The sequence below is a fragment of the Pseudaeromonas sp. HNCC25DJ182 genome (assembly GCF_055413365.1).
On sequence record NZ_JBVAYG010000004.1, the window covers coordinates 177878 to 200950 of the forward strand.

19 protein-coding genes and 1 tRNA gene are annotated in these 23073 nt (G+C 52.9%); 5 read left to right on the forward strand and 15 right to left on the reverse strand.

From position 1 onward, the window contains the following. Positions 1–30: 30 nt before the first annotated feature. Entirely contained in the window at positions 31–477 is a 447-nt protein-coding gene (locus tag ACZYUB_RS05350) for a hypothetical protein (RefSeq protein WP_463946154.1), read from the reverse strand. A gap of 470 nt (positions 478–947) precedes the next feature. Between ACZYUB_RS05350 and ACZYUB_RS05355 the strand changes: the two genes are divergently transcribed. Further along, positions 948–1565, forward strand: a complete 618-nt coding sequence (locus ACZYUB_RS05355) for a DUF2441 domain-containing protein (RefSeq protein ID WP_460884898.1) — start codon at positions 948–950, stop codon at positions 1563–1565. A gap of 8 nt (positions 1566–1573) precedes the next feature. Here the strand turns inward: ACZYUB_RS05355 and ACZYUB_RS05360 are convergent, their stop codons facing one another. Then, the gene (locus tag ACZYUB_RS05360) at positions 1574–2338 is read right to left on the reverse strand and encodes a TSUP family transporter (RefSeq protein ID WP_460884897.1); all 765 of its coding nucleotides are present in this window, start codon (positions 2336–2338) and stop codon (positions 1574–1576) included. 352 nt (positions 2339–2690) lie between these two features. After that, on the reverse strand, positions 2691–2813 hold the full coding sequence (locus tag ACZYUB_RS05365; RefSeq protein ID WP_460884896.1) for a hypothetical protein: 123 nt from the start codon (positions 2811–2813) through the stop codon (positions 2691–2693). Positions 2814–3181: 368 nt separating this feature from the next. Between ACZYUB_RS05365 and ACZYUB_RS05370 the strand changes: the two genes are divergently transcribed. Then, complete coding sequence (locus tag ACZYUB_RS05370; protein ID WP_463946157.1) at positions 3182–5170, forward strand: Lon protease family protein; 1989 nt, start codon at positions 3182–3184, stop codon at positions 5168–5170. A 53-nt stretch (positions 5171–5223) separates the two neighbouring features. Further along, complete coding sequence (gene fabA / locus ACZYUB_RS05375) at positions 5224–5784, forward strand: 3-hydroxyacyl-[acyl-carrier-protein] dehydratase FabA (RefSeq protein ID WP_463946158.1); 561 nt, start codon at positions 5224–5226, stop codon at positions 5782–5784. Between the two features lie 57 nt (positions 5785–5841). On the opposite strand, the gene rmf is transcribed toward fabA, so the two are convergent. From rmf to rlmKL, 4 genes are all read right to left on the reverse strand, one after another. Further along, a complete protein-coding gene (gene rmf, locus ACZYUB_RS05380; RefSeq protein WP_460884893.1) occupies positions 5842–6024 on the reverse strand; it encodes a ribosome modulation factor in 183 nt (60 codons plus the stop codon). 144 nt (positions 6025–6168) lie between these two features. Next, positions 6169–7866, reverse strand: coding sequence for a DUF3466 family protein (locus tag ACZYUB_RS05385; RefSeq protein ID WP_463946160.1), 1698 nt, complete (start codon positions 7864–7866; stop codon positions 6169–6171). Between the two features lie 8 nt (positions 7867–7874). Further along, entirely contained in the window at positions 7875–9779 is a 1905-nt protein-coding gene (locus tag ACZYUB_RS05390; RefSeq protein ID WP_463946162.1) for an ABC transporter ATP-binding protein, read from the reverse strand. Between the two features lie 128 nt (positions 9780–9907). Further along, positions 9908–12025, reverse strand: coding sequence for a bifunctional 23S rRNA (guanine(2069)-N(7))-methyltransferase RlmK/23S rRNA (guanine(2445)-N(2))-methyltransferase RlmL (rlmKL, locus tag ACZYUB_RS05395; protein ID WP_463946164.1), 2118 nt, complete (start codon positions 12023–12025; stop codon positions 9908–9910). 171 nt (positions 12026–12196) lie between these two features. Here rlmKL and ACZYUB_RS05400 point away from each other — a divergent pair. Next, a tRNA-Met gene (locus ACZYUB_RS05400) sits at positions 12197–12273 on the forward strand. A gap of 178 nt (positions 12274–12451) precedes the next feature. Here the strand turns inward: ACZYUB_RS05400 and ACZYUB_RS05405 are convergent. The 8 genes from ACZYUB_RS05405 to ACZYUB_RS05440 all read right to left on the reverse strand — a co-directional run bounded on the left by ACZYUB_RS05405 (position 12452) and on the right by ACZYUB_RS05440 (position 21376). Beyond that, complete coding sequence (locus ACZYUB_RS05405; RefSeq protein WP_463946165.1) at positions 12452–12991, reverse strand: cell division protein ZapC; 540 nt, start codon at positions 12989–12991, stop codon at positions 12452–12454. A gap of 91 nt (positions 12992–13082) precedes the next feature. Continuing rightward, a complete protein-coding gene (pyrD, locus tag ACZYUB_RS05410; protein ID WP_463946167.1) occupies positions 13083–14096 on the reverse strand; it encodes a quinone-dependent dihydroorotate dehydrogenase in 1014 nt (337 codons plus the stop codon). A gap of 140 nt (positions 14097–14236) precedes the next feature. Next, the gene (locus ACZYUB_RS05415; protein WP_463946168.1) at positions 14237–14458 is read right to left on the reverse strand and encodes a DUF2835 domain-containing protein; all 222 of its coding nucleotides are present in this window, start codon (positions 14456–14458) and stop codon (positions 14237–14239) included. A 41-nt stretch (positions 14459–14499) separates the two neighbouring features. Then, a complete protein-coding gene (gene pepN / locus ACZYUB_RS05420; RefSeq protein ID WP_463946170.1) occupies positions 14500–17124 on the reverse strand; it encodes an aminopeptidase N in 2625 nt (874 codons plus the stop codon). A gap of 163 nt (positions 17125–17287) precedes the next feature. Continuing rightward, positions 17288–19297, reverse strand: a complete 2010-nt coding sequence (gene prc, locus ACZYUB_RS05425) for a carboxy terminal-processing peptidase (RefSeq protein ID WP_463946171.1) — start codon at positions 19295–19297, stop codon at positions 17288–17290. Between the two features lie 11 nt (positions 19298–19308). Next, positions 19309–19872, reverse strand: a complete 564-nt coding sequence (proQ, locus tag ACZYUB_RS05430) for an RNA chaperone ProQ (RefSeq protein WP_463946173.1) — start codon at positions 19870–19872, stop codon at positions 19309–19311. Positions 19873–19955: 83 nt separating this feature from the next. Further along, positions 19956–20423 (reverse strand): GAF domain-containing protein, encoded by a 468-nt coding sequence (locus ACZYUB_RS05435; RefSeq protein WP_463946174.1) that lies wholly within the window; start codon positions 20421–20423, stop codon positions 19956–19958. A 206-nt stretch (positions 20424–20629) separates the two neighbouring features. Next, on the reverse strand, positions 20630–21376 hold the full coding sequence (locus ACZYUB_RS05440) for a DeoR family transcriptional regulator (RefSeq protein ID WP_460884882.1): 747 nt from the start codon (positions 21374–21376) through the stop codon (positions 20630–20632). A 355-nt stretch (positions 21377–21731) separates the two neighbouring features. Here ACZYUB_RS05440 and purT point away from each other — a divergent pair, with 355 nt between their 5' ends. Next, a complete protein-coding gene (gene purT, locus ACZYUB_RS05445; protein WP_463946176.1) occupies positions 21732–22910 on the forward strand; it encodes a formate-dependent phosphoribosylglycinamide formyltransferase in 1179 nt (392 codons plus the stop codon). The last annotated feature ends 163 nt before the right edge of the window (positions 22911–23073 follow it).

The following is a 23073-nucleotide window of genomic DNA, read 5'->3' on the forward strand; positions in this document are numbered from 1 at the left end:
CGGAGTCAATCGCGCCGCAAAGCGACGAGATCAACCGGCAGTGTGGCAGAAGCGGTATTGCAGATGTTTCGGGTTCCAGAAGCGGGAGGTCAACTGACCAAACCGATCTCGCAAGGCATGTTTTTTGTACAGCAACGGCAGGCAAAGTGCCAAGCCGCTCAACAACAACCAGACCAGCTGCATCGACCATTCACAGAGCAACATATAAGGGATCAAGGGCTGATCCGCGCGCAGGCGTTGCATATGCTCAGTGCGTAATCCGGCATGTTGCGAGGTCACCACGCCATCAGGGTCGGTGCTGACCTGGCGTTGCGCCTGGTGTCCAGCAGAGATGGTTTTCACCCCATCAGAGGGAGTCGCATTCTGCCATCCCTGAATCCCCTGAGGTTGATAGACGCCCTGCGACCATGAAACGGTGTTGAGCGGGTAGCGCTCAACCGCAGAATAACTATCTGCTAATAAAACGCCGAGCAGCATGATGCATGCAGCAATCGACCATTTTACCCACCGAGGCACTAACAAGCCGCTTCATCTCCCGTAACAAACAGCGCGACCGTACCATAACCGCCACGACAGGGTCAAACCCGCAGCGCATGACCAAACATATCGCCCGGCCCTTGGCCAGGCTCTCCTCTCGTCAGATGAGGAGTGCTGGCTTTACCGCCGACTCCGGCCGCAAAAAGCGGTATCCGCTTACCCAATGTGTGCTCGTCGCATTGCGCAACAAGCATCCAAATCGGTATCCAGTTAACGCTTCCTAAACGTCATCCAGCCCTGTTTTTACTTTCTTGACCCCTGTCGTGTGAAAAAAGCGCTCCACCCCGTATCCTCTTGTCGTGGTTGATAAAATCAGGATGGAATCACCTGACTTCGAGTAGTATCTGCCGCACCCATTACGGGCATGGAGATGACCCTAAGCCCGCCGAATCAAGGAACCTCGAGCGCGAATGGAAGCCAAGAACGCAGAATACTTTCACATTCACCGGCTGGGGCAATATACGCCCATGTGGCAGGTTGGACGTCGCATCAACTGGGTTCAAAAGCGCAATAACCTGTTTTACGACCATTTCAATGAGCAAGGTTTATTCTACGACGACGGCATCGAGGATCTGCCCTTCTGCCAGGCCCTGGACAAATTCTTCGCCAGCAGTATCGACTACCAGCGTCTGGAAGCACTGAGTCTGCTCAAGGCCGCTCGCGAAGCAACCAAGAGTCAGTCGATTTTTATCCGCGAAGAGATATTCGAGGAAGTTCGTAGTAACTACTTTCCCCATCTACCGTCACGCAAAACCTGCATCTGGGTCTGTACTCGTGATGCCGTCGATTTCTGGTGGAAGACCCTAAATCCAGGCAATCAGAAATTGTTGAAGCTGAACTTGACCGGCTCCTTGTACATCGCCGATCAACGCCACCTGCTAGCCGATACCTATCGGCACAACGATATTCGCGCCCGTGCCTTCGAATACTGGACCGGCAGTGATGGCATCAAGGCCCAGGATCAGGAGGTGCTCTTCGAAGGCATCATCGATGTGGTAGGTGAATACAACTCCCCCGACGAGCTATGACAGCGGGTTTACCACCAACCGTATTGTTGTCCCAGTAACTTGGTGGAGATCGCCAGTGACATGATGACAATCAGGGGGCGGATAATTTTGCCACCTTGCTTAATCACCATCCGAGAGCCCAAACGGGCACCGATAAATTGCCCCAACGCCATACACAGACCGACACTCCAGACCAATTTTCCCCCCAGGGCAAAGAAGAGCAAGGAAGCCAGATTAGAGGTGAAATTCAGTAATTTGCTGTGTGCGGTCGCCTTGGCAATATTAAAACCAGCCAGAGCTACGAAGGCGATAGCAAAGAAAGAACCCGTCCCGGGGCCAAAAAAACCGTCATAAAAGCCGACCCCGAGACCGACAGTACCGGCAAAGGCATGGATCCCCAGGCGTCGATGAGAATCTTTATCGCCTACTCGCGGGGAAAGTAAAAAATAGAGTGCGAATCCCATCAACAAGAACGGCAGCACCCGCCCCAAGGCGCTGGCATCAATTTGCTGGACCAAAATAGTACCCAACGCACTACCGATGAAAGTCAAGACGACGGTTAACTTGATCGATGAAAAGTCAATGTAACCGCGGCGCGCAAAATACCAGGTCGCAGAGAAACTGCCGAAACTACTCTGCAGCTTATTGGTACCCAAGGCCTGAGCTGGTGGCAGACCTGCAGCCAATAACGCCGGCAGGGTAATCAAACCGCCGCCACCGGCAATCGCATCGATGAAGCCAGCGCATAAACCACTCAAGGCCAACAACAGCAGGGTACTCAGTTCAAATTCCATTTAGATTCCTTGATAACCAGATCAGACGAACACCCACCGCAGTTGACAGCCCTCACAGAGCGGGAAATAGACAAATGGACGCGGCGAGTGGCGGGATATGAAACGACAGTCCAATAACATACCCCAGCAGGCATTTTGTCGCAGCAGTGCTGTCGTTCTTCCAGCCATGAAATTTGTCCAGAAGGAGCTATTACCCTTTACCAGGTCCGGATGGCGACATAAAAAAAGGCAACCCAAGAGGGTTGCCCGAAAATCGCTGATCAATGATCAGTTACAACAAGACCCGTCGATAAGACGCCTCAGGGGTGGAGGTGAACTATCTAAGGAAAACAACAACATAAGGAAACAGATTTCAATCCAGATACTCATAGTGATAAGAGGCTCTGCGATTACCAAACGCGCGCTGAATGATGCGGCGCGCTTTGTTCAATTCTCTTTGCTGCAAAACGGTCATTTTCAAATCAAGAATACCCATGATGCTCTCCTTCCTATCGCTTTCGAACTTAAGGTTCGAAAAACACGGTCCGTATGAAATCACGTCACTGGGTGACACTCAGCAAGTAAGAGCATTGTTGATCGCCGTCACACTTTTGTCCAGCCATTGTGATTAGTTTTCCGTTATATTTTTACCTACAACAGCACAAACGGACCCTCATGCGGCCATTTAGTATGAAATAGCACCGCTTTTCTGTTATTTAATTACAATCTGGGAATATTGTTACGCTTTTACCGTTATGCAAACCAATGACGAATAAAAAACCGAATCCTGGCCCTAGCCTCTGCCTTCCATTTCCCCCTTGAGTTATAATTAGCGGCAAATATTCATCGGCATAGATCAAATAAGTGATTGAATTAAAATCAGAAAGCCTGCTCCCTCATTTTCCGGCCCTTCAACATGAACGCTTGACTCAGATTGAGCCACTGCGTTTTGCCGAAGCGCAACCTCGAGCCGCTTCTGCGATTAACCGTCTGATCAGTATGCGCCGCGGCTGTCAAACCTTGCTGTTGAGCGGGTTCCCCGGGGTCGATTACGAACAGACAGTGATGGACCTGATCGATGAGTGCTCACCGGATAACACTCAACTGTTTGATCTCTGCTATGCCGAAAATCTGCAAAATCCCTACCGCCCGCTATGGCTCAAACTTAAACCGGGCAGTGGTATCGAATTCTGTGAGCTGATCGGAGAATTGCTACGACTACTCAATCTGCATCTGGATGCAGAAGCGGTCGTTACCAAGATCCTGCGCAAGCAGGATCAGGATCAAAAGATCGCCGACTATCTGGGCGAGCTGGCCGCTCACGTCGCACAGGGCGGTAGTTTTACTCATCCGATCCTGATCAATTTGCTCATTCATCATGAAACCGAAACCCCTCCGGTGATCTATGGCCGCGACTTAAGCTGGCCCAGTCTGTTCGGTGCCGTGAACTACCAGACTGAACAGGGAACTGTCTATAGCCATCATCACCTGCTGGAAGCTGGCTTGCTGCGTGAGGCCAATGGTGGCTTTCTCATCCTGCCGTTGGAAGAGTTGATGGATCAACCGGAACTCTGGTTCAAATTGCGTAACGCACTGGAGACCGGATTTCTGGACTGGAGCGCACCAAGCGACGCAGTAACCACAACACCCTTCTTCATTCCCGAGCCCTCCCCGCTCAATGTTAAATTGATTCTGGTTGGCGATCGGCTCACCTCCGCAGAATTTAACCTGCTGGACCGGGAGATATCGGAACGCATCTTTCTGCGAACCGATCTGGTCTCTGAATTGCCTCTGGAAGACAATTATGAGTTGTTCCTCGGTCTGCTCAGTGGCATTCGCCAAAGTGATGAGCTGCTGGATTTTGATCGCCAAGCCATCGAGGTCCTGAGCCGCTTTGCTTGTCGACTCTGCGAACACCAGCAGATCCTCTCGATTGCCGAAACCCAGTTGGGCGCGCTGATGCGTTTGGCCGATAGCGTGGCTCGCGAGGAGCAAAGTGATGTGGTCAGCAAGAGCCATGTCCAGGCCGCTTTGGCAGAGCAGGAATATCGACTGAACTACATTGTGGAACAATCGGATCAGGGTGTCGTCGATGGTCAGATCCTGCTGCAAACCGAGGGCGAAGTGATCGGCCAGATCAACGGCTTGTCGGTGATCGAAATCATGGGCCATCCCTATGACTTCGGCGAGCCGGTCCGGCTCACCGCAACTGTACATATGGGCGATGGTGATGTCGCGGATATCGAGCGTAAAGCTGAATTAGCGGGCCACATTCATGCCAAGGCGATGATGATTATCCATGGTTATCTCTCCACCCAATTTGGCGCCGAAAATCCGTCACCACTGTCTGCTAATCTGGTGTTTGAGCAGTCTTACCATGAGATTGATGGTGACAGTGCTTCCTTAACCGGACTCTGTGCCCTACTGTCGGCACTGGCTCAGCAACCCATCTATCAACATTTTGCCGTCACAGGTGCGGTCGACCAGTTTGGCAATGTACAACCCGTCGGCGGCCTGAATGAAAAGATTGAAGGTTTTTTCCGGGTCTGCCGGATCCATGGTTTCAATGGCAAGCAAGGGGTCATCATTCCGGCGACCAATCAATTGCAATTGGTACTGTCAGATGAGGTGATCACTGCAGTCGAGAACGGCGAGTTTCATATCTACCCTGTCAGTCATGTCGATGAAGCGATCCAGTTGCTCACCGGCTATCAGGCAGGTGATATCGACGACGAAGAGACACTTTATGGTCGCATTCGAGCTCGATTGGATGAGTTAAACGGTACCCAGCGTCGGCGAGGTGTGCTCAGTCTCCTGTTTCGACGCTTTGGACAAGTGATCGGAGTTGTTTAGCGAACACCTGTTCGCTAAATTAGTGCTAGCGTTAATCACATAGGATATACAGTGTGTTGGATACCAAATCCGTAATTGAACTGCCGCCTTCATTGTGCGACCAAGGCAGGAATTCATTTTCCCGTGACGAATTGCTAGCCTGTAGTCGCGGCGAGCTTTTTGGTCCGGGCAACAGCCAGTTACCCGCCCCCAATATGCTGATGATGGATCGCATCGCCAAAATCAGTGCCGAGGGTGGCTTGTTTGACAAAGGCGAAATCATTGCGGAGCTGGATATCACGCCGGATCTGTGGTTTTTTGACTGCCATTTCCCAGGCGATCCTGTGATGCCTGGTTGCTTGGGACTAGATGCTATGTGGCAACTGGTCGGCTTCTTTCTGGGGTGGAAAGGCGGCCCGGGTAAGGGACGCGCACTGGGTGTCGGTGAAGTGAAATTTACTGGCCAGATCGTACCAACCGCAAAGAAAGTCACCTACAAAATCCAGATGAAGCGCCTGATCTGGCGCAAGCTCATCATGGGGATCGCCGATGGCGTCGTTGAAGTGGATGGCCGCCCCATCTACAGCGCTAGCGATCTGAAAGTCGGACTGTTTACCGATACCTCCTCATTCTGAGTCTTTGCCTCAGAATGTGAAAAAGGCCCTGATGGGCCTTTTTCATTGAATTCCGTGTTATTTAGCAGAGATTACACTTACGCCGCGATCATCCATCGCGTCGCGCCAACCGCCCAGCCAGTATCCCCTGGCATCGATGCACTGGTAGGGGCAACCTTCTTTGGAACGCCCTGCGATACCAGCCTGATAGCCCTTAGCACGCGCTCTATCCAAACGATCTCGTTTTTGTCTTTTCATCATGCTAAATCCTCTTTTCCACTTGAAAAAAGACGACAGTCGCGAACCCTGTCGTCCTTATCGTTAGCCAAGTTGGCGAAGAGGTCAATCGTTGATGCAGCTGAAATGCGACATGACTCGACTCAATATTGCTAATTGATTAATTAATCATGACATTTTTTTGCAGGATTTCCGTTTCCGCGCCCAAGCCAGTAAGGGCAATACTGCCAACAACCAGAGCGGAATGGAGCCACCACCATTATCCTGCCCTAAATCACTGGCAGGCAACGCATTGGTAACCACATAGTCGGAAGGAACATCGTTATCGCTACCAAAGGTGGTATTCGGTGTCAGCAGTACCGGAACCACAGTAGCGTTCTGACGCGCCGCCCAATCAGCATAGCTGTCGTAGCGATAGGCAGTTGCCGCGACAGTGCCATCATCATGCACAGCTGATGCGTAGACGATGTAATAGTACTTGCCATTTTGCGCGCAACTTGCAGCCCCATCTACCGTAGCGCAGATCAAATCATTAAAGCGCCAGCTGTTTTTGGTCCCGACGTTATACAGGAAAGCCTCTTGCAAACGTGGACTGCCGTTATAAACCGGTTGGGTTTCATTCCGTTCATCCTGCCAGCCAACTACCTGCCCCAAGCTATTAATTGCAGCCGCTTCAGAGTTGGCCGCGGGATTCGGTTTATTCTCGAAAGGAATCGTGGTGGTATTAGTGGTCGAGTCATACACAAACATTTCGACCGGCTTATTTCGGGATTTGGCTTGGGAGAACTTCTGATTACCAATGACAACCCCTTGCGCATTAGCTGCCACCGCCCAGGTATTGGACAGGACTTCATCCCCTTCACCGGGCGCATCTTTCGGCAACGGAATGGCGGCTAAGGAGCCAAAGACGGGCTGTCCATCCACGATGGTAACCGGCCAAGTCACAGCAGCATTCCGACCCGAAGTAACACTGCTGCCAACCTTGTCAGTTGAAGAATAACCAACCGCCAGATAGGAGCCATCTTCCTTTTCAGTGAGACCAAGTACAGCAGCGGTCTCTAAAAGACCGGAATCATGGTGATAATAGTTGCTGGCCAAGGCCGCGGTGGCAGAGGTGGTATCAGAAGATGCTAACCACAGGGCCGCCTGGGTATTAAAACCAGGGCAGCGATTAAGATCACTGTTTTGCGACGTATCGCCGTTATAGCAATAGGCCAAGGAGGAGTCCGGCCCCTTGACGCTGGTATTCGCTGTACCACCGATCAGATAGCTGTCATCACTCAGTTTCAGGAGAGCATTGGCACTGCTGAAACCGCCGACATCCGTGAAGGTTGTTGGCGGCAGCAGATCGATATCGTTACCTCCCAGATGGGCAAACGCCTGGCGCTCGAAGTAGTAGCCATTGGTGGCCGTGCTGGCCACTTTGTAGCCAACAAAATAATCGGCACTAGATCCAAGCTGTTTGATGATGCCATCTTGCTCCGTCCGGCTGCTACCATTCAGCAGACTTTCATTCTGCGCAACGTAGGTGACGGTATCTTTGCGCCAATCTTTGGCCCGAGTGCTTGCTCCGCTCCAGAAACCATCACAAACATCAGAAGCCATTAAACTATTACAATCAACGTTGTAGCGAAACCGATCCGCCAAGTCCATAGCCATAGGCGCCATGTTGTAGTACTGGAACCAATCATTGGTAGCCGCCTGCATGGCGACTGTCTTATCCGCTGCCATGGTCGTTGGCCAGGGACCATAGTTACCGGCCTTATCACCGGCAATCTCGGTGATCTGATAAAACGGGGTCTCTGCCGCATGAGAGGCACAAGACAAGATGGAGAGTGTAGCCAGCAGTGTCAGCTTGGTTTTCATGTAATGCCTCAATCCTCTTGTTTCATCGCTTCCAGCTCTTCCCAACGCAAGAAGGCTGTTTCTAATTCATCTTCGCAGGCCTGGAGTTCAGCCAGCACTTTTTGAGTCTGTACACTATCTTGAGAAAAAAATTCAGCCGAGTTGACTAACGTTTGGTATTCCGTCAACTGTTGTTCGAGAGCCTCGAGTCTGGCGGGCAATGCATCCAGCTCCAGTTGCAGCTTGTACGACATTTTGCGCGCTTTTTTAGCCGCTGGCGCTACACGCTCTGGCTCTAAATTCTTGTTCGGCTTCACTGTCGGCTCAGCAGGCTTCATCTGTTGCCGTAACGCCTGCAGATCGGCGTAGCCTCCCACATACTCGGTGATCCGTCCATCCCCTTCAAAGAACCAGGAATGGGTCACAGTGTTGTCGATGAATCGGCGGTCGTGACTCACCAGCAGCAAGGTTGCCTGATACTCCGCCAGCAGATCTTCCAACAGCTCCAATGTTTCGATATCCAAATCATTGGTTGGTTCATCAAGAATCAATAAATTACAGGGCTTTAGAAACAATCGAGCCAGTAATAACCGATTTTTCTCGCCACCGGATAAAGCGCGTACCGGCGTTAGTGCCCGTTTCGGCTCAAACAGGAAATCTTGTAAATAGCCCAATACATGACGGCGACGACCGGCCACCTCGACTTCGCTCTTGCCTTCCGCCAGGTTATCCACCACTGTCTTATCCGGATCGAGCTGCTGGCGATATTGATCAAAGTAGGCGACATCCAGTTTGGTTCCGCATCGCAGAGTCCCCCGCTGTGGTGACAGATCGCCCAATAACAGCTTGATAAGCGTCGTCTTGCCGCACCCATTGGGGCCAATCAGCGCAATCTTGTCGCCACGTAACACCTGGAACGTAAAGTCCCGGATCAGCGTCCGGCCTTCAATGTCGTACCCCAGATTTTCCGCCTCGAATACCAACTTGCCCGAACGTTGCGCCTCATCCACCTGCAGCCGAGCATTCCCCTGGACTTCACGACGCGCTTGCCGCTCATTCCGCAGCGCCTTCAGCGCGCGGACACGCCCTTCGTTGCGAGTGCGACGAGCCTTGATCCCTTGACGGATCCAGGCCTCTTCCTGAGCCAACTTCTTATCAAACTCGGCCTGCTGCAAACTTTCGACACGCAGCGCTTCTTCCTTACCTTCCAGATATTGATCGTAATTGCCGGGCCAGGAGCTAACCTGACCGCGGTCCAGATCGACAATCCGGGTCGCCAGTGCATGAATAAATTCCCGATCGTGGCTGATAAAGACAATAGCGCCACGAAACTCCTTGAGAAATGACTCCAGCCAATCGATGGCTTCGATGTCCAGATGGTTGGTCGGTTCGTCCAGCAACAGCAGATCCGGATCGCCTGCCAGCGCCCGAGCAAAGGCCACCTTACGCAACCAGCCGCCCGACAGTTGCTGCAGTGACGCTTCAGGATCCAGTTTCAGCATGCTCAACACCTGGCGGATCCGTATATCGAACTGCCAGCCGTTGAGGTGATCCAGCTCCTCCTGCAGGCGACTCAGCAGCCGAATGTTCTGCTCGCTGGGATCATGGGCGACGGCTATGGATTGCACATGATAGCGCTGTAACAAGTTACCTACACCGCTCAATCCATTGGCCACATAATCAAAAACACTCTCCTGGGAGCTCTGCGGTGGATCTTGCTCCAGACGAGCAATCTTCAGATCCTGCAGATGAATACGCCGACCATCATCCAGAGGCAGGTCACCCGCGATGACCTTCAGCAGAGTCGATTTACCGGCGCCATTGCGCCCGACCAGACACAGGCGCTCACCCGGCTCGATCTGCAAGTCGACATGGTCAAGCAGCGGTGCATCACTGTAGGAAAGATAAGCTTGATGCAGGGAAAAAATCGCCATGTTTACATCTCGTTACGAAAAAGTGCTTAGCGAGCATGAACCATTAAAACACTGGGCCAGCCTCTCGCCACCGAAAAAAGCTCGCCGGCTCGACAAGGAGAGCTTCCTTATCGACCCAGCCACACCGGTTACGCGGATGCCTCATCGCCGTGATGAATGAGCCAGCAATTATGGATATGAACATTACGGGCAAAATCTTTGGGACGGGTCTGCTCGCTGATATTGGTGGCTTGCAGCCCTAACGCCGCTAGCCCTTCCAGATCCATCTTGAAGTGACGCTTGTTATTGGAGAAAACAAGAGTGCCGCCCGGCGCCAGTAACCGTTTCAGATCCTGCATCAAGCGCAGGTGGTCACGCTGCACATCAAAGCTCTCGTCCATCCGTTTGGAATTGGAGAACGTCGGCGGATCGATGAAGATCAGATCGAACTCTTCATCACATTCTGCCAGCCACTTCAGGCAATCGGCTTGTTCAAAATGGTGCCGGGAATTGAGCAAACCATTGTGTTCCAGATTGTCGCGCGCCCAGTTCAAATAGGTACGAGACATATCCACCGTGGTGGTAAACCGGGCGCCCCCCAGGGCAGCGTGCACTGTGGCTGAACCTGTATAGGCAAACAGATTCAGGAACCGCTTATCCTTGGCCATCTGCCCGAGCATGCGGCGGGTCAAGCGATGATCGAGAAACAGCCCGGTATCCAGGTAATCCTGCAGGTTGACCAGCAGCTTGGCACCATATTCATGAACCTCCAGCATCTGCCCCTGCTCGGCCAGCTTCTGGTATTGCTGTTCGCCCTTCTGCCGCTCTCGAACCTTGAGTATCAGATTGGCGCCCGGCACGCCAGTGACGGCGATGGTGGCCTGCACCATATCCAACAGGCGCTGCCGCGCGACGGCCTCAGGGATCGACTTGGGTGCCGCATATTCTTGCACGACCAGATAATCGCCATAACGGTCGATGGCGGCGTTGTAGTCCGGCAGATCCGCATCATACAGACGATACGCATCCAATCCTTCCTGCTTGGCCCACTTTTCCAGTGCCTTGATATTCTTGCGCAGACGGTTAGCGAAATCTTCCGCCACCATCTTGGTCGAAGCCACTGAGTCTTCGGCGATCTGGTAGTTGCGCAACTGGCACTCCAGTGCACCGTTGAACAAGCGATATTGCTTCTCGGCGCGTAAACGCAGGCAGCTGAGCAAATCGGGGGAAGAAGACAGCACAGAGACGCGCCAGCCCTGGAATCCCTGACGCAAGGATTGTCCCAGCTCCTGATACAGCTTGAGCAACTCGGGGAACTCCCCCAGACGCTCGCCATAGGGCGGGTTGGTCACCACAAAGCCGCGTTCACCAGGCCACGGGTTTTGCATCCGGGCCACATCTTGTTCTTCAAAGCGAATGAGGTCGCCCAGTCCTGCAGCTCGCGCATTGTCGCGAGCACGATTGAGCACCCGGAAGTCACTGTCTCGGCCCAGAAATTTCAAACCGGTACTCTTGTTCATACCCCGTTTGGCGCGAACGCGGGCTTCGGCCAGCACAGATTGCCACAAAGGCTCATCGTGCAGTTTCAGCTCTGTCAGCCCAAAGCGATCGCGGAGCAGACCCGGCGCCATATCGGTCGCCATCATGGCCGCCTCAATCAGCAAGGTACCCGAACCACACATGGGATCCAGCAAGGGTTCCTGCTGCCAACCCGCACGCAGCAACATGGCGGCTGCCAGGTTCTCTTTGAGGGGCGCATCACCGGTACCGGCCCGATAACCGCGCTGATGCAATGCCGGGCCGGACAAATCCAGCGCCACGCTGGCCTCTTCACGCTTCAGGTGAACTTGAATGCGCACATCCGGCTCACGCTTATCAATATTGGGTCGCACCCCTTCCCGCTTGCTGAAACGATCGACAATGGCATCCTTGACCTTCAAGGCACCATATTGAGTGTTCCGGATCGAATCAGAGGTGCCGGAGAAATCAACCGCCAGGGTCTGATGGGGGGAAAAATAGTTTTCCCACGGAATATTGCTGATCCCCAGATAGAGATCCATGTCGTCCCGGACGCCGAAACTGACCAATGACAGCATGATCCGGGAAGCAAGGCGGCTCCACAGGCAGGCGCGATACGCGGTTTCCAAGGAGCCGCTGAAGGAGACCCCCGCCACTGTCTCTTTGACGCTTTCCGCGCCCAGTTGGGTAAGCTCTGCGGCCAGTAGGGATTCGAGTCCTTTGGGACATGTTGCAAAAAAATCAGTCATGAATAGCTTTCGGACACCAGCAATAAAGGTCGCACATTATAGCGCAACTCCAGAGCCGGTTCCTTCCCTTCGAGTGAAAAAGCCCGTCAGGATCGGTAAGCTTTGTGCTTCCATCGTCGAGATAATGCTTGCACCCTCACCGGCAAGTCTCTACTATGCGCTCCACACAGACGCGGGGTGGAGCAGCATGGTAGCTCGTCGGGCTCATAACCCGAAGGTCGTAGGTTCAAATCCTGCCCCCGCAACCAGATTAAAAAAAGGCCGTACATCACCATGTACGGCCTTTTTGTTAGCTGAGTTCTGCTCTCGGTGGCCACTAGGCTATCAAGCACGTCCCGACTGAACCGACAGACTCATCTCTCGACAGCGACCAACTCTCACCCGAATGCGTCCTCTGGCCTGTCGTCGTGACGAGTCGGAGCGTAATCAGGCCAGACGCAGCAACTGATTACTGACCGCGTGAAAGGGAATAATGCGGTTATTCATGACCTTGATGAAACTATGGGCGGAGAGGACTTTATCCTCGGCCAGCTGCATAGTCCCCTCTAGTAATAAACAAATCGAGGCATTATCGCCCGGTTCAACCACCAGAAAATCCCGATGCCCGGACTCGCAGACCAGGGTAACAACCTCGCCAAATAACGGCGCTTCATGCAGTAAATTGAATTCCCGGAAATACCAACTCTGTGGCATTTGCGGTTTGGCAAAACGGATCACCGCAATCGCATTAAGGACAATTTGGACCCGCTCGGCTTCGGAAAATGGCAACTCACCAATGCACTCCAGCAGATGATAATAATGGGAGGCATCATCCAGAGTGAATTGATGTGAACACTTTGCTTGTGAGGTTAACTGTTTGCTCCGGAACGCGGTCGTGAACTGCATACGATCCGACAGATCCAGCACCAGGCTGTCGGTTTTTTCATCGTAGTTCCATTGCCAGCTATCGTTCGGTACCAGGATCATGACCAAGCTCTTATGATGAATATGTGCGCAGGAGAATTTATATTCCATCTGCGCACATATTACAAACACTAGACCGGTAATTTGTGTCGTTTTATTTAATATTTTCGACGATGTCGCGAATTAATGCCGGGCCCTTATAAATAAAGCCGGAATAAATCTGTACCAGACTCGCACCTGCCGCAATCTTTTCCCGGGCCGCCAAGGCCGAATCAATACCGCCCACGCCAATGATCGGAATGGATCCTTTCAAGTGCCCCGCCAATTCACGGATCAATGCCGTGCTCTTGGCTTGTAATGGCCGACCGCTCAAACCACCCGCCTCCGCCGCATGAGGCATATCGAAGATCATCTCGCGATCCAGCGTGGTATTGGTCGCGATGACGCCGTCAATTTTATTCTTCATTAAAGATTGGGCTACTTGCTCTAATTCTTCGGCACTCAAATCAGGAGCAATCTTGACCGTTAAAGGAACGTATTTACCATGCAATTGAGCCAATTCCAGCTGACGCTGTTTCAGTGCCGCCAGCAATTCATCCAATGCCGCGCCATATTGCAGTTGGCGAAGACCCGGCGTATTCGGTGATGAAATATTGACCGCGATGTAACCAGCATAGGCATACACCTTGTCCATGCAGATCAGATAATCATCTTTGCCATTTTCCAACGGCGTATCTTTATTCTTACCGATATTGATACCGAGAATGCCTTTATAATTACTCTTTTTTACCTTCTCGATCAGATGATCCACACCCTTGTTATTAAAACCCATCCGATTAATGATCCCTTCGGCGGGTATTACTCGGAATAAACGAGGTTTGTCATTTCCCGGCTGTGGACGCGGAGTCACGGTACCGACTTCGATAAAGCCGAATCCCATGGCACCCAATGCATCAATCGCTTCGCCATCTTTATCCAATCCAGCGGCCAGACCAACCGGATTATCAAAGCGCAGGCCCATGACTTCGACCGGTCGCGAGGGTAATTGTTGGCGGAAAAATATATCCAGCGGAGTCCCACCCAATAAGGAAAGTTGCTTAATGCTTAATTCATGGGCCACTTCAGGATCCAGTTTGAACAGGAAATAGCGGGCAAGTTGATAAAACATAGAGGCTCCTTAGGGGTGAAAGTGGCGGTTGGTCCGTCGGCCATGTCATGCACACCCGGCCTGAAAACATCAGTCGCTCGGGCAGTAAAAAACGGCGCTAATGGTAAACGTTCTGCGGAGTCAATGCATCCGCTTCGGGATCAACCAATCCGCTCCAGATCAATAAAGCGATGGTTTTCATCCGTCTGCAAGCGAAAACGGCCATAAACGCCGCTGTGACCGATAAAACGGCGCAGATGCTGGGCCGAGAGCTCAATCCGCAACCCCTGCTCACTCAATACCGATAAGCGCTTGGCATCTCCGCGGTACAGAGCGAGTAGCTGTTCTGAGCTCAAACTCAAGCGAAAGGTGTAACTCGGCATTTCTATTCGATGGGGAGACCTTGGCCTCCCCGCCTCCATGGTTATTGCTCCAGAGCCCGGCTGACTTTTTCGTACAGATCACGCGCCAGATCCGGCAACGCGGCCAGTTGGCGCAGCTCGGCACGGATCAATGCCTTACGCCCCTCATCCAGACGTTTGAACTGGATCAAGGGCACGATCAGCCGCGCCGCGACCTGTGGATTAATGGTATTCAGCGCCAACAGAACTTCCATCAAGAAGCGATAACCCGAGCCATCAGCCGCGTGGAACCGTGAAGGATTGGCCGCACAGAAGGTGCCGACCAAGGCCCGCACCCGATTCGGATTCTGCAGACTGAATGCTGGATGACTCATCAAGTCCCGAACCTGCGCCAGAGTATCACCCTGGGTTCTGCAAGCCTGCAGGCGGAACCAATTATCCATCACCAATCCATCATGCTGCCATTGGCGCTCGAAGTCCTGCAACAACTCGGGCAAGACGGGCAAATCTGCGGCACTGGCAGCCTGCATCGCCGCCAGAGCATCGGTCATATTAGTGGCCCGTTGATATTGCTCGCCAGCCAGCTGGTTACCCAACTGTCGGTCCGCTCGCGCCAGATACCCCAGAGCCAGATTGGCTAATGCCCGTTTGGCCATGGCAGCAGCGTCGATACTATAAGCACCGGCCACCTGGTTGTGATGGAACACCTGCAGCCACTGCGGCTGCAAGACCTCGGCAATCTGTTGCAGCAGATGTTCACGCACCTGATGAATCGCATCGATATCCACCAGGCTAAACAGCTCGGCCAAGGAGGTCTCGCTGGGCAGGGTCAAGATTTCAGCGGCAAACGCCGGATCTAGGCTCTGGTCTTGCAGTACGCGCTGGAACGAATCCAGGAGTGCCTGCGGCTGCGGTAACACAGAGCCCGCGGTCATGGCGGCAACACCGGCAATGACATAGTTGTTGATCAACATCTGGCACGCATCCCAGCGGCAAAACTCATTGCGGGCGTGGGTGAGCAAGAAGCTGAGTTCATCATCGCGGTACGGATAATCGAGCTTCACCGGGGCAGAAAACTCCTGCAACAGGGCAACCACCGGCCGTGCCGCGACCTGCTCGAACACAAAGGTCTGTTCGGCCTGCATCACCTCCAGCAGTCCGGAATGCGCCTCACCTGCGAGCAACAAGGGGAGCTCACTGCCATCGGGCGCATAGAGTGCCACGCTCAGAGGAATATGCAGTGGCAGTTTTTCCTGTTGCTGTGCCGTCGGCGGCGTGGTTTGCTTCACATGCAAGCTGTAGCGCTGGCTGGAGGCATCATATTCATCGCGCACTATCAGCTCAGGTGTTCCCGCCTGAGAGTACCAGCGGCGGAATTGCTGCAGATCCCGGCCGGATGCGCTCTCCATCGCCTGGACAAATTGCTCGCAGGTCGCGGCCTGACCATCATGACGCTCGACGTAGAGACGCATACCGGCCTGGAACGCCGTTTCACCCAACAGGGTGTGCAGCATACGGATGACTTCCGAGCCCTTCTCGTACACGGTGACGGTGTAAAAATTGTTCATCTCGATGACCACATCCGGGCGGATCGGATGCGACATGGGACCGGCGTCTTCGGCAAACTGCGGACCACGGATCACCCGGACATTGTGGATCCGGTTCACGGCACGCGAGCCCAGATCCGAGGAGAACTCCTGATCCCGGAACACGGTCAACCCCTCTTTGAGGCTAAGCTGGAACCAGTCGCGACAGGTGATGCGGTTACCGGTCCAGTTGTGGAAGTATTCGTGACCGATCACCCGTTCAATGTCGAAATAGTCGCTATCGGTGGCCGAGGCCGGATTGGCCAGGACAAACTTGGAGTTGAAGATATTCAGCCCCTTATTTTCCATCGCCCCCATGTTGAAGAAATCCACCGCCACTATCATGTAGATGTCGAGATCATATTCCAGACCAAACCGTTGTTCGTCCCACGCCATCGCCCGTTTCAGACTCTGCATGGCATGTTCGGCCCGATCCAGGTTGCCCTTATCCACGAACAGCTCCAGCGCTACCCGCCGCTGACTGCGCGTGACAAACTCGTCGCGCAGCACATCAAAATCACCCGCGACCAGGGCAAACAGATAACAGGGCTTGGGGAACGGATCCTGCCAGCTGACCCAATGCCGACCATCCAGCAGATCACCTGCTGCGACCCGATTGCCATTGGAGAGCAGATAGGGATAGCGGGCCTTATCGGCGGTGATCCGGGTGGTGAATCGCGCCAACACATCGGGGCGATCCAGGTAATAGGTGATGCGCCGGAAGCCTTCAGCTTCACACTGGGTACAGAATGCACTCCCCGACTTGTATAAACCTTCCAGCGCGGTATTAGCCGCCGGATCAATGAGGGTTTCCACCGTCAGCACAAATTCGGCCGGCAGATCGGCAATTTCCAACTGTCCGGCTGATTGCAGGTAGCGAGAATAGGGGATGCCATCAACCGCCAGTGCGGTCAGAGTCAGTGATTCACCATCCAGGATCAGTGGCTCATTGTGCTGGCCATTGCGGCGAACACGGCTGATAGCAACTACCCGGGTTTGATGGTCATCGAGCTGAACATCCAGATCGATACTATCGATCCAGTAGTGGGGAGCCTGATAATCGAGGCGGTACTTTTCTTGCGAGGTAGCAACTTGATTCATGGTCTGATCCTGTAAGCGCGAGTATCGGCTAGAGAACTTCTCTCATTTACCCTAATTTTCTGGTGCCTCAACCAAATAGACAATCAAAAATTGCAGCGCTGTTAGTGTAAAGCAACAAAAAAGCGGCCAATGGCCGCTTTTTCTACTTGAGCATCTGCCGAAATCAACCTTGAAGCTGCTTGGCCAAATCTGCTGTGATATTCGCAGCTTCCTGCAAGTAGCCATCTGGAAACTCGAGGTCCGCCGGCAGATCAGCAAGTTTACTGATTTTCGGTTTCCCCATCCGAACCAAGCGTTCATTGGTACGTTGCAGTGACTTGGCATCCAGCTCATCACGCTCGCGGATCCGCTCTGCTTCGTTCAGCGAGATCACTTTCTTCTGCTTCTCTTGCTGATACCAGGCAATGTCTTCAGTGACGTAACGGAATTCGGGATCAGTGGCAACCCGAGCCGTGTGACGCTTTTCCAATTCAGGCAGTAAGGCCGTGAATTGGCCGACCGGTTGATAACTTGCAGGCTGGATCTTGTCCCAGGGCAAGGCATTGGGTTCGACACTCTCGCCGGTTTCACTGGAGTCAATCAACGACGGGAAATGAATGTCCGGCTCGACACCCTTATGCTGGGTACTGCCACCGTTGATGCGATAAAACTTGGCAATCGTGTATTGCACATTGCCCAGCTCTTTATCATAGAAGTCATAAATCTTCTTCAATGGTCGGTTCTGCTGCACGGTTCCCTTGCCAAAACTGGTATCACCGATCACCAAGGCCCGGCCATAGTCACTGAGCGCGGCCGAAAAAATTTCCGAAGCCGAGGCACTGTAACGATTAATCAACACGGTTAACGGACCAGAATAATAGCTGCGGTCATCATTATCCTCTTCGAGCGCAATGCGACCTATGCTGTCGCGAACTTGCACCACAGGACCGCTTTTGATAAACAAACCGGTCAGATCGGTCGCTTCAGACAAGGCGCCACCGCCGTTATCGCGCAAGTCGATGAGAATGCCATCCACTTTTTGCTTTTTCAGCTTATCGAGTTCCTTGATCACATCCAGATGCAGGTTGTTATAAAAACTGCGGATGTTAATCACGCCAATTTTTTTACCTTGTGCCTCAATCACCGAAGACTTGGCGGCACGATCTTCCAGACGGACTTCATCCCGTTGCAACTCGACCACTTGCGACTGCCGTGCGGCACCTTCGCCGCGCTGGATCTCCAGTCTGACCTTAGTCCCTTTCGGGCCTTTGATCAGATCGACTACTTCATCCAACCGCCAGCCGATGATGTCCTGCATTTTGCCAGCATCTTGTGCCACGCCGGTGATTTTATCCTCCGGCTTGAGCTGCTTGGACTTGTCGGCCGGACCACCGGGTACCAATGAGCGCACCACAGTGAAATCATCATCGGCCTGCAATACGGCACCAATGCCCTCCAGCGACAGATTCATTTCGCTGTTGAAACGATCCGCCTCGCGGGGGGATAAATAGCTGGTATGGGGATCGATGGAGCGAGCAAACGCATTCTCGAAGGTCATGAATGCATCTTCGCTTTCGCTCTGGGAAAGACGCTTGATCGCCGTCTGATAACGCTTGGCCAGCAAGGTTTTGATCTCGCTCTCTTTCTTGCCCGCCAGTTTCAGACTCAAAGCATCAAATTTGACACGTTGCCGCCAAAGCTCATCCAATTCGGCCGTCGTTTTCGGCCAGCTGGCTGACTTGCGATCGAACTGATAAGCGTCTTGTTGCGTGAAATCAAACGGAGCATCCAACAGGCGCAACGCATAGCTCAAACGCTCGTAACGCCGTTGGATGCTCTGATTGTAAATATGATAAACAGCCGAGAGTTCGCCCTTATCCAAGCCATTGAGCAATGTCTTGCGATATGTTTCGAAACCATCGATATCACTCTGCAAAAACAGATTCCGGCTGTAATCCAGACTCTCCAGATAGAGGTCAAACACTTTCTTGGAGAAGGCGTCATCCAGCTGGATCTGCTTGTAATGGCTATGGGTAAAAAAAGCCGCGATGCGCTTGCTGGCGATGGCGTGTTGTTCTTCCTGCGCCAGTTTTGGCAGCTCCGTCGCTTTAATTGTCGGCGCAATGGCCAGAGCCAAGCCTGAGTGGACTAATGCCACACTCAGCAGAGATGCACGAATCAAATGGTTTCTCAAATGCGCCTCTCCTAGAGAACGATACGGTCGACTTTGACGCGCACGACCATGCCGGTAGCCAGCTGAACCTGAATGTCTTCTTTAACGACTTCACGGATGATGGCAGGTACTGGTGACTTACCCACGACAACCTTCACCGCCTGACCAACTGTCAGTTGGCTGGGATCCACTTTTGGCTTGGCGGGACGACGGGGTTTAGCTGATTTTTCAGCTTTCTCACCTTCCGGGCGGCGACGAGAAGCAAAGACCTTGTCCTTACTCTCTTTCAACGCCTGTTTGGCATGAGTGACGTGTTCTTCGGTCAGGACACCACATTCATTACCATCCAGATCCACCCGAATAGCGCCCGCTTTAACACCGTGCAGATAACGCCAGCTGGATGTGTATTGACGGAGCGCGGAACGAAGCAGCGTTTTGGATATTTTTTCATCATCAGCCAAGCGTGCGGCCAAATCCTGGAAAATACCGATCTTGAGGGGTCTGGCTTCACCGTCTGAAATAAAACAGGCAGGGAATAGTTCACAGAGGTATGCAATCAGCTCTTTGCTGTTTTTGAGTTTTTCGTTGTTTTCCATGTAAAACCTTGGATAAAAAAGGGCGAAGCCCCAAGTCAAATCAACCACCTATTATAAAGGTGCCGAACTCAATTACGAGCACGTTACCCATTCCAACGCAAATTTTCCAGCGCTGTCGCAACTCTCTCCAGACCAATCTGGTCTTCAGCATCAAATCGATCAAAAAGCGGGCTGTCAATATCCAGCACGGCGACAATCTTTCCGTGGTGAAAAATCGGTAGCACGATTTCAGAATTGCTGGCCCCATCACAGGCGATGTGACCGGCAAACGCATGCACATCCGCCACTCGCTGTGTTTGAGCCGTTGCGACCGCAGTACCACACACGCCCTTGCCAACCGGGATACGGATACAAGCCGGCTTACCCTGAAAGGGTCCCAGCACTAATTCATCGGATGATCGCAGCAGGTAAAAGCCGACCCAGTTCAAATCACTCAACGCCAGGTTCAGCAAGGCACTGATATTGGACAGATTGGCGATCAGATCCGGCTCACCCTCGACCAAGCCGGTCAATTGCGCCAGCAGGGAATCATAAAAAGCAGTTTTTGCCATGTAGCACTCCTCAAGAAACGCTGGCTACCATAAACCCAGTGTATAACCGAGACAAGCCTGGTTCTTGGTTCGATTGGTAAATGAGTAAAAAGCGGCTACTTTTAAAAGGCGAGAGCGTTCATGTTTAGTGTGATTCATGAAGTTAGGGCTCATAGTGAGCCCATTCCCCTGAGCCAGGTACAAGGATCTAGTACCTGGTCTTTTTTTTAATAGGCGATCTTGGTCAGTGCCACACCTTGCTCAGTCAACCAGGCTTCATCGGCTGCCGGGATCTTGCTGTCGGTGATCACTCGACTGATCCGTCGGGTTGGCCCGATGGAGCCAGGATGAACACGACCAAACTTACTGGAATCGGTCAGTACGATGCATGGCTGGCCCTTGGCAATAATGCAATTGGCGACATCGGCTCGCATCATATTGCGGTTGGTAAAGCCGGTATCAACATGAAACCCATCCACGCCAATAAATGCCTTGCTGAAATGGACCTGCTCGATACAAAGACGCGTCAGAGGACCGACCAGACTCTCGCTGGATGATTGATATTGCCCCCCGAGGAGGATCACTTCGTTTCGGCTCTGCCGCAGTTGATGGGCAATATAGGAGCTGGAGGTAATAATCGCCACATCGCCGCGTTCCCCCAGCAGCTTGGCCAGCATCACGTTGGCACTGCCACCTTCAATCAGCACACTCTCGCCCGGCGCCACCAAACTGGCAGCAGCTTCAGCCAGATGCAGTTTGATCTTGCTGCGCGCCCAGATCCGATGTTGCGGATCATCGCTGTCCAATACAGTGGCAGCGCCATGAATTCGCTTGAGAAAACCCTGCTCTTCGAGATAATTCAGATCTTGACGAACCGTCACCTCTGAAACCCCAACCTGCTCGGCCAACTCGGCGACCGCCACACGTCCTTTCTCGTTAACCAGTTCCAGAATCACAGTGTGTCTAGGGTTCATTCCTGCTCTCTTAAGTTCTCTTTATTACATCAACCATCTTGTCCGAATCATGTTTTCTTCGGTCGAAATGAGCTCATATGGCTACATCGTACCCTAATCCGCGACGTACTTTATTCCAGCCCGGTCAAATAATCGAACCCCGGCACCATTAAAAAAAACAGCGTTACATGAATGGATCAGCGTGTTGAAAACATCAACTATCGGTTACGTTGGATATTGCACCATAAAAGTCCGTCTTCATCCACAGAAGCAAACGATTGCTCGTCGGTGTTGAAACGCTTGGCGCATTTTTATGAACTGGGTATCATGCGCCGGTCAAAACGCCCAAACCGGCCACAACCCCGAGGAGTCAATCATGTTCGGTACCCCCCATAGCCCCTCAGCAACTCGCGCCCTCTTACTTGGCTCCGGTGAGTTGGGTAAAGAGGTTGCCATCGAATTGCAACGCCTTGGCGTGGAAGTCATCGCCGTGGATCGGTATCCGAATGCTCCGGCCATGCAGGTTGCCCACCGCAGTCATGTGATCAACATGCTCGATGGCGTAGCGTTACGCCAGCTGATCGAACAGGAACAGCCCCATTTCATCATTCCGGAAATCGAAGCCATCGCCACCGAAACCTTGCAAGAGTTGGAAACCGAAGGCTTCAACGTGATACCCACGGCCAGAGCGACACGTTTAACCATGGATCGTGAAGGGATCCGCCGCTTGGCCGCCGAGACTCTGGGTTTGAGTACCTCGCCCTACCGCTTTGCAGACAATGAAGCCGACTATGAGGCCGCCATTCAGTTCGTGGGCCTACCTTGCGTGGTCAAGCCCGTGATGAGCTCCTCCGGCAAGGGGCAAAGCGTCGTCAGACGTGCCGAGCAAATCGTGCCAGCGTGGCAGTATGCGCAAGAAGGGGGGCGAGCAGGCCGCGGCAAAGTCATCGTAGAGGGTTTTGTGCCCTTTGATTACGAGATCACCCTGTTGACCGTCAGCGCCGTAGATGGCATCCATTTCTGTGCACCAATTGGTCACCGCCAGGAAGATGGCGACTACCGGGAATCCTGGCAGCCACAAGTGATGTCCGCCGAGGTTCTGGAAAAATCCAAGCACATTGCACGGGAAGTGGTCGCGGCATTGGGTGGCTATGGCCTCTTCGGTGTCGAGTTGTTTATCCGTGACAACGAGGTCTATTTCAGTGAAATCTCTCCTCGCCCCCATGACACCGGCATGGTGACGCTGATTTCTCAGGATCTCTCCGAGTTTGCACTCCACGCGCGAGCCATTCTGGGTTTACCGATTAGCCAGATCCAGCAGTATGGCCCATCGGCCTCAGCAGTCGTGCTTCGCGAAGGCGAGTCGACCGATATCCGTTTTGACGGCGTGGCGGATGCTTTGCGTCTGGTCCCGGGTGCACAGCTGCGGTTATTCGGTAAGCCAGAAATTCACGGCCGCCGCCGCCTTGGCGTCGCCTTGGTCCGTGCTGAAAACACTGACATCGCAGTGACCCAAGCCATTGAGGTGGCTGCGGCTATTCAGGTCAAGTTTTAATACGCCATCTTTAATAAGCATTGTGGTGTAACGACCCACACGGTCGTTACACCACAATATCATCACCACGCCTTCAACTCTCCCCTCTATCCTCAGCCATCATCCCTTGTTACCCTTTGCCGGACAAATCTGCTCAACCGACCGTTCAGCAGGCATGATTGAT

What these genes read in the sequence shown, in the direction of transcription:
- ACZYUB_RS05355 (WP_460884898.1), top strand. Translation starts at nt 948, where the DNA reads ATGGAAGCCAAGAACGCAGAATACTTTCACATTCACCGGCTGGGGCAA.
- ACZYUB_RS05405 (WP_463946165.1), bottom strand. Translation starts at nt 12,991, where the DNA reads ATGATCCTGGTACCGAACGATAGCTGGCAATGGAACTACGATGAAAAA.
- ACZYUB_RS05435 (WP_463946174.1), bottom strand. Translation starts at nt 20,423, where the DNA reads ATGGCAAAAACTGCTTTTTATGATTCCCTGCTGGCGCAATTGACCGGC.
- proQ (WP_463946173.1), bottom strand. Translation starts at nt 19,872, where the DNA reads ATGGAAAACAACGAAAAACTCAAAAACAGCAAAGAGCTGATTGCATAC.
- pepN (WP_463946170.1), bottom strand. Translation starts at nt 17,124, where the DNA reads ATGAATCAAGTTGCTACCTCGCAAGAAAAGTACCGCCTCGATTATCAG.
- ACZYUB_RS05350 (WP_463946154.1), bottom strand. Translation starts at nt 477, where the DNA reads ATGCTGCTCGGCGTTTTATTAGCAGATAGTTATTCTGCGGTTGAGCGC.
- purT (WP_463946176.1), top strand. Translation starts at nt 21,732, where the DNA reads ATGTTCGGTACCCCCCATAGCCCCTCAGCAACTCGCGCCCTCTTACTT.
- ACZYUB_RS05390 (WP_463946162.1), bottom strand. Translation starts at nt 9,779, where the DNA reads ATGGCGATTTTTTCCCTGCATCAAGCTTATCTTTCCTACAGTGATGCA.
- ACZYUB_RS05385 (WP_463946160.1), bottom strand. Translation starts at nt 7,866, where the DNA reads ATGAAAACCAAGCTGACACTGCTGGCTACACTCTCCATCTTGTCTTGT.
- ACZYUB_RS05415 (WP_463946168.1), bottom strand. Translation starts at nt 14,458, where the DNA reads ATGCCGAGTTACACCTTTCGCTTGAGTTTGAGCTCAGAACAGCTACTC.
- pyrD (WP_463946167.1), bottom strand. Translation starts at nt 14,096, where the DNA reads ATGTTTTATCAACTTGCCCGCTATTTCCTGTTCAAACTGGATCCTGAA.
- ACZYUB_RS05365 (WP_460884896.1), bottom strand. Translation starts at nt 2,813, where the DNA reads ATGGGTATTCTTGATTTGAAAATGACCGTTTTGCAGCAAAGAGAATTG.
- ACZYUB_RS05440 (WP_460884882.1), bottom strand. Translation starts at nt 21,376, where the DNA reads ATGAACCCTAGACACACTGTGATTCTGGAACTGGTTAACGAGAAAGGA.
- rlmKL (WP_463946164.1), bottom strand. Translation starts at nt 12,025, where the DNA reads ATGACTGATTTTTTTGCAACATGTCCCAAAGGACTCGAATCCCTACTG.
- rmf (WP_460884893.1), bottom strand. Translation starts at nt 6,024, where the DNA reads ATGATGAAAAGACAAAAACGAGATCGTTTGGATAGAGCGCGTGCTAAG.
- ACZYUB_RS05360 (WP_460884897.1), bottom strand. Translation starts at nt 2,338, where the DNA reads ATGGAATTTGAACTGAGTACCCTGCTGTTGTTGGCCTTGAGTGGTTTA.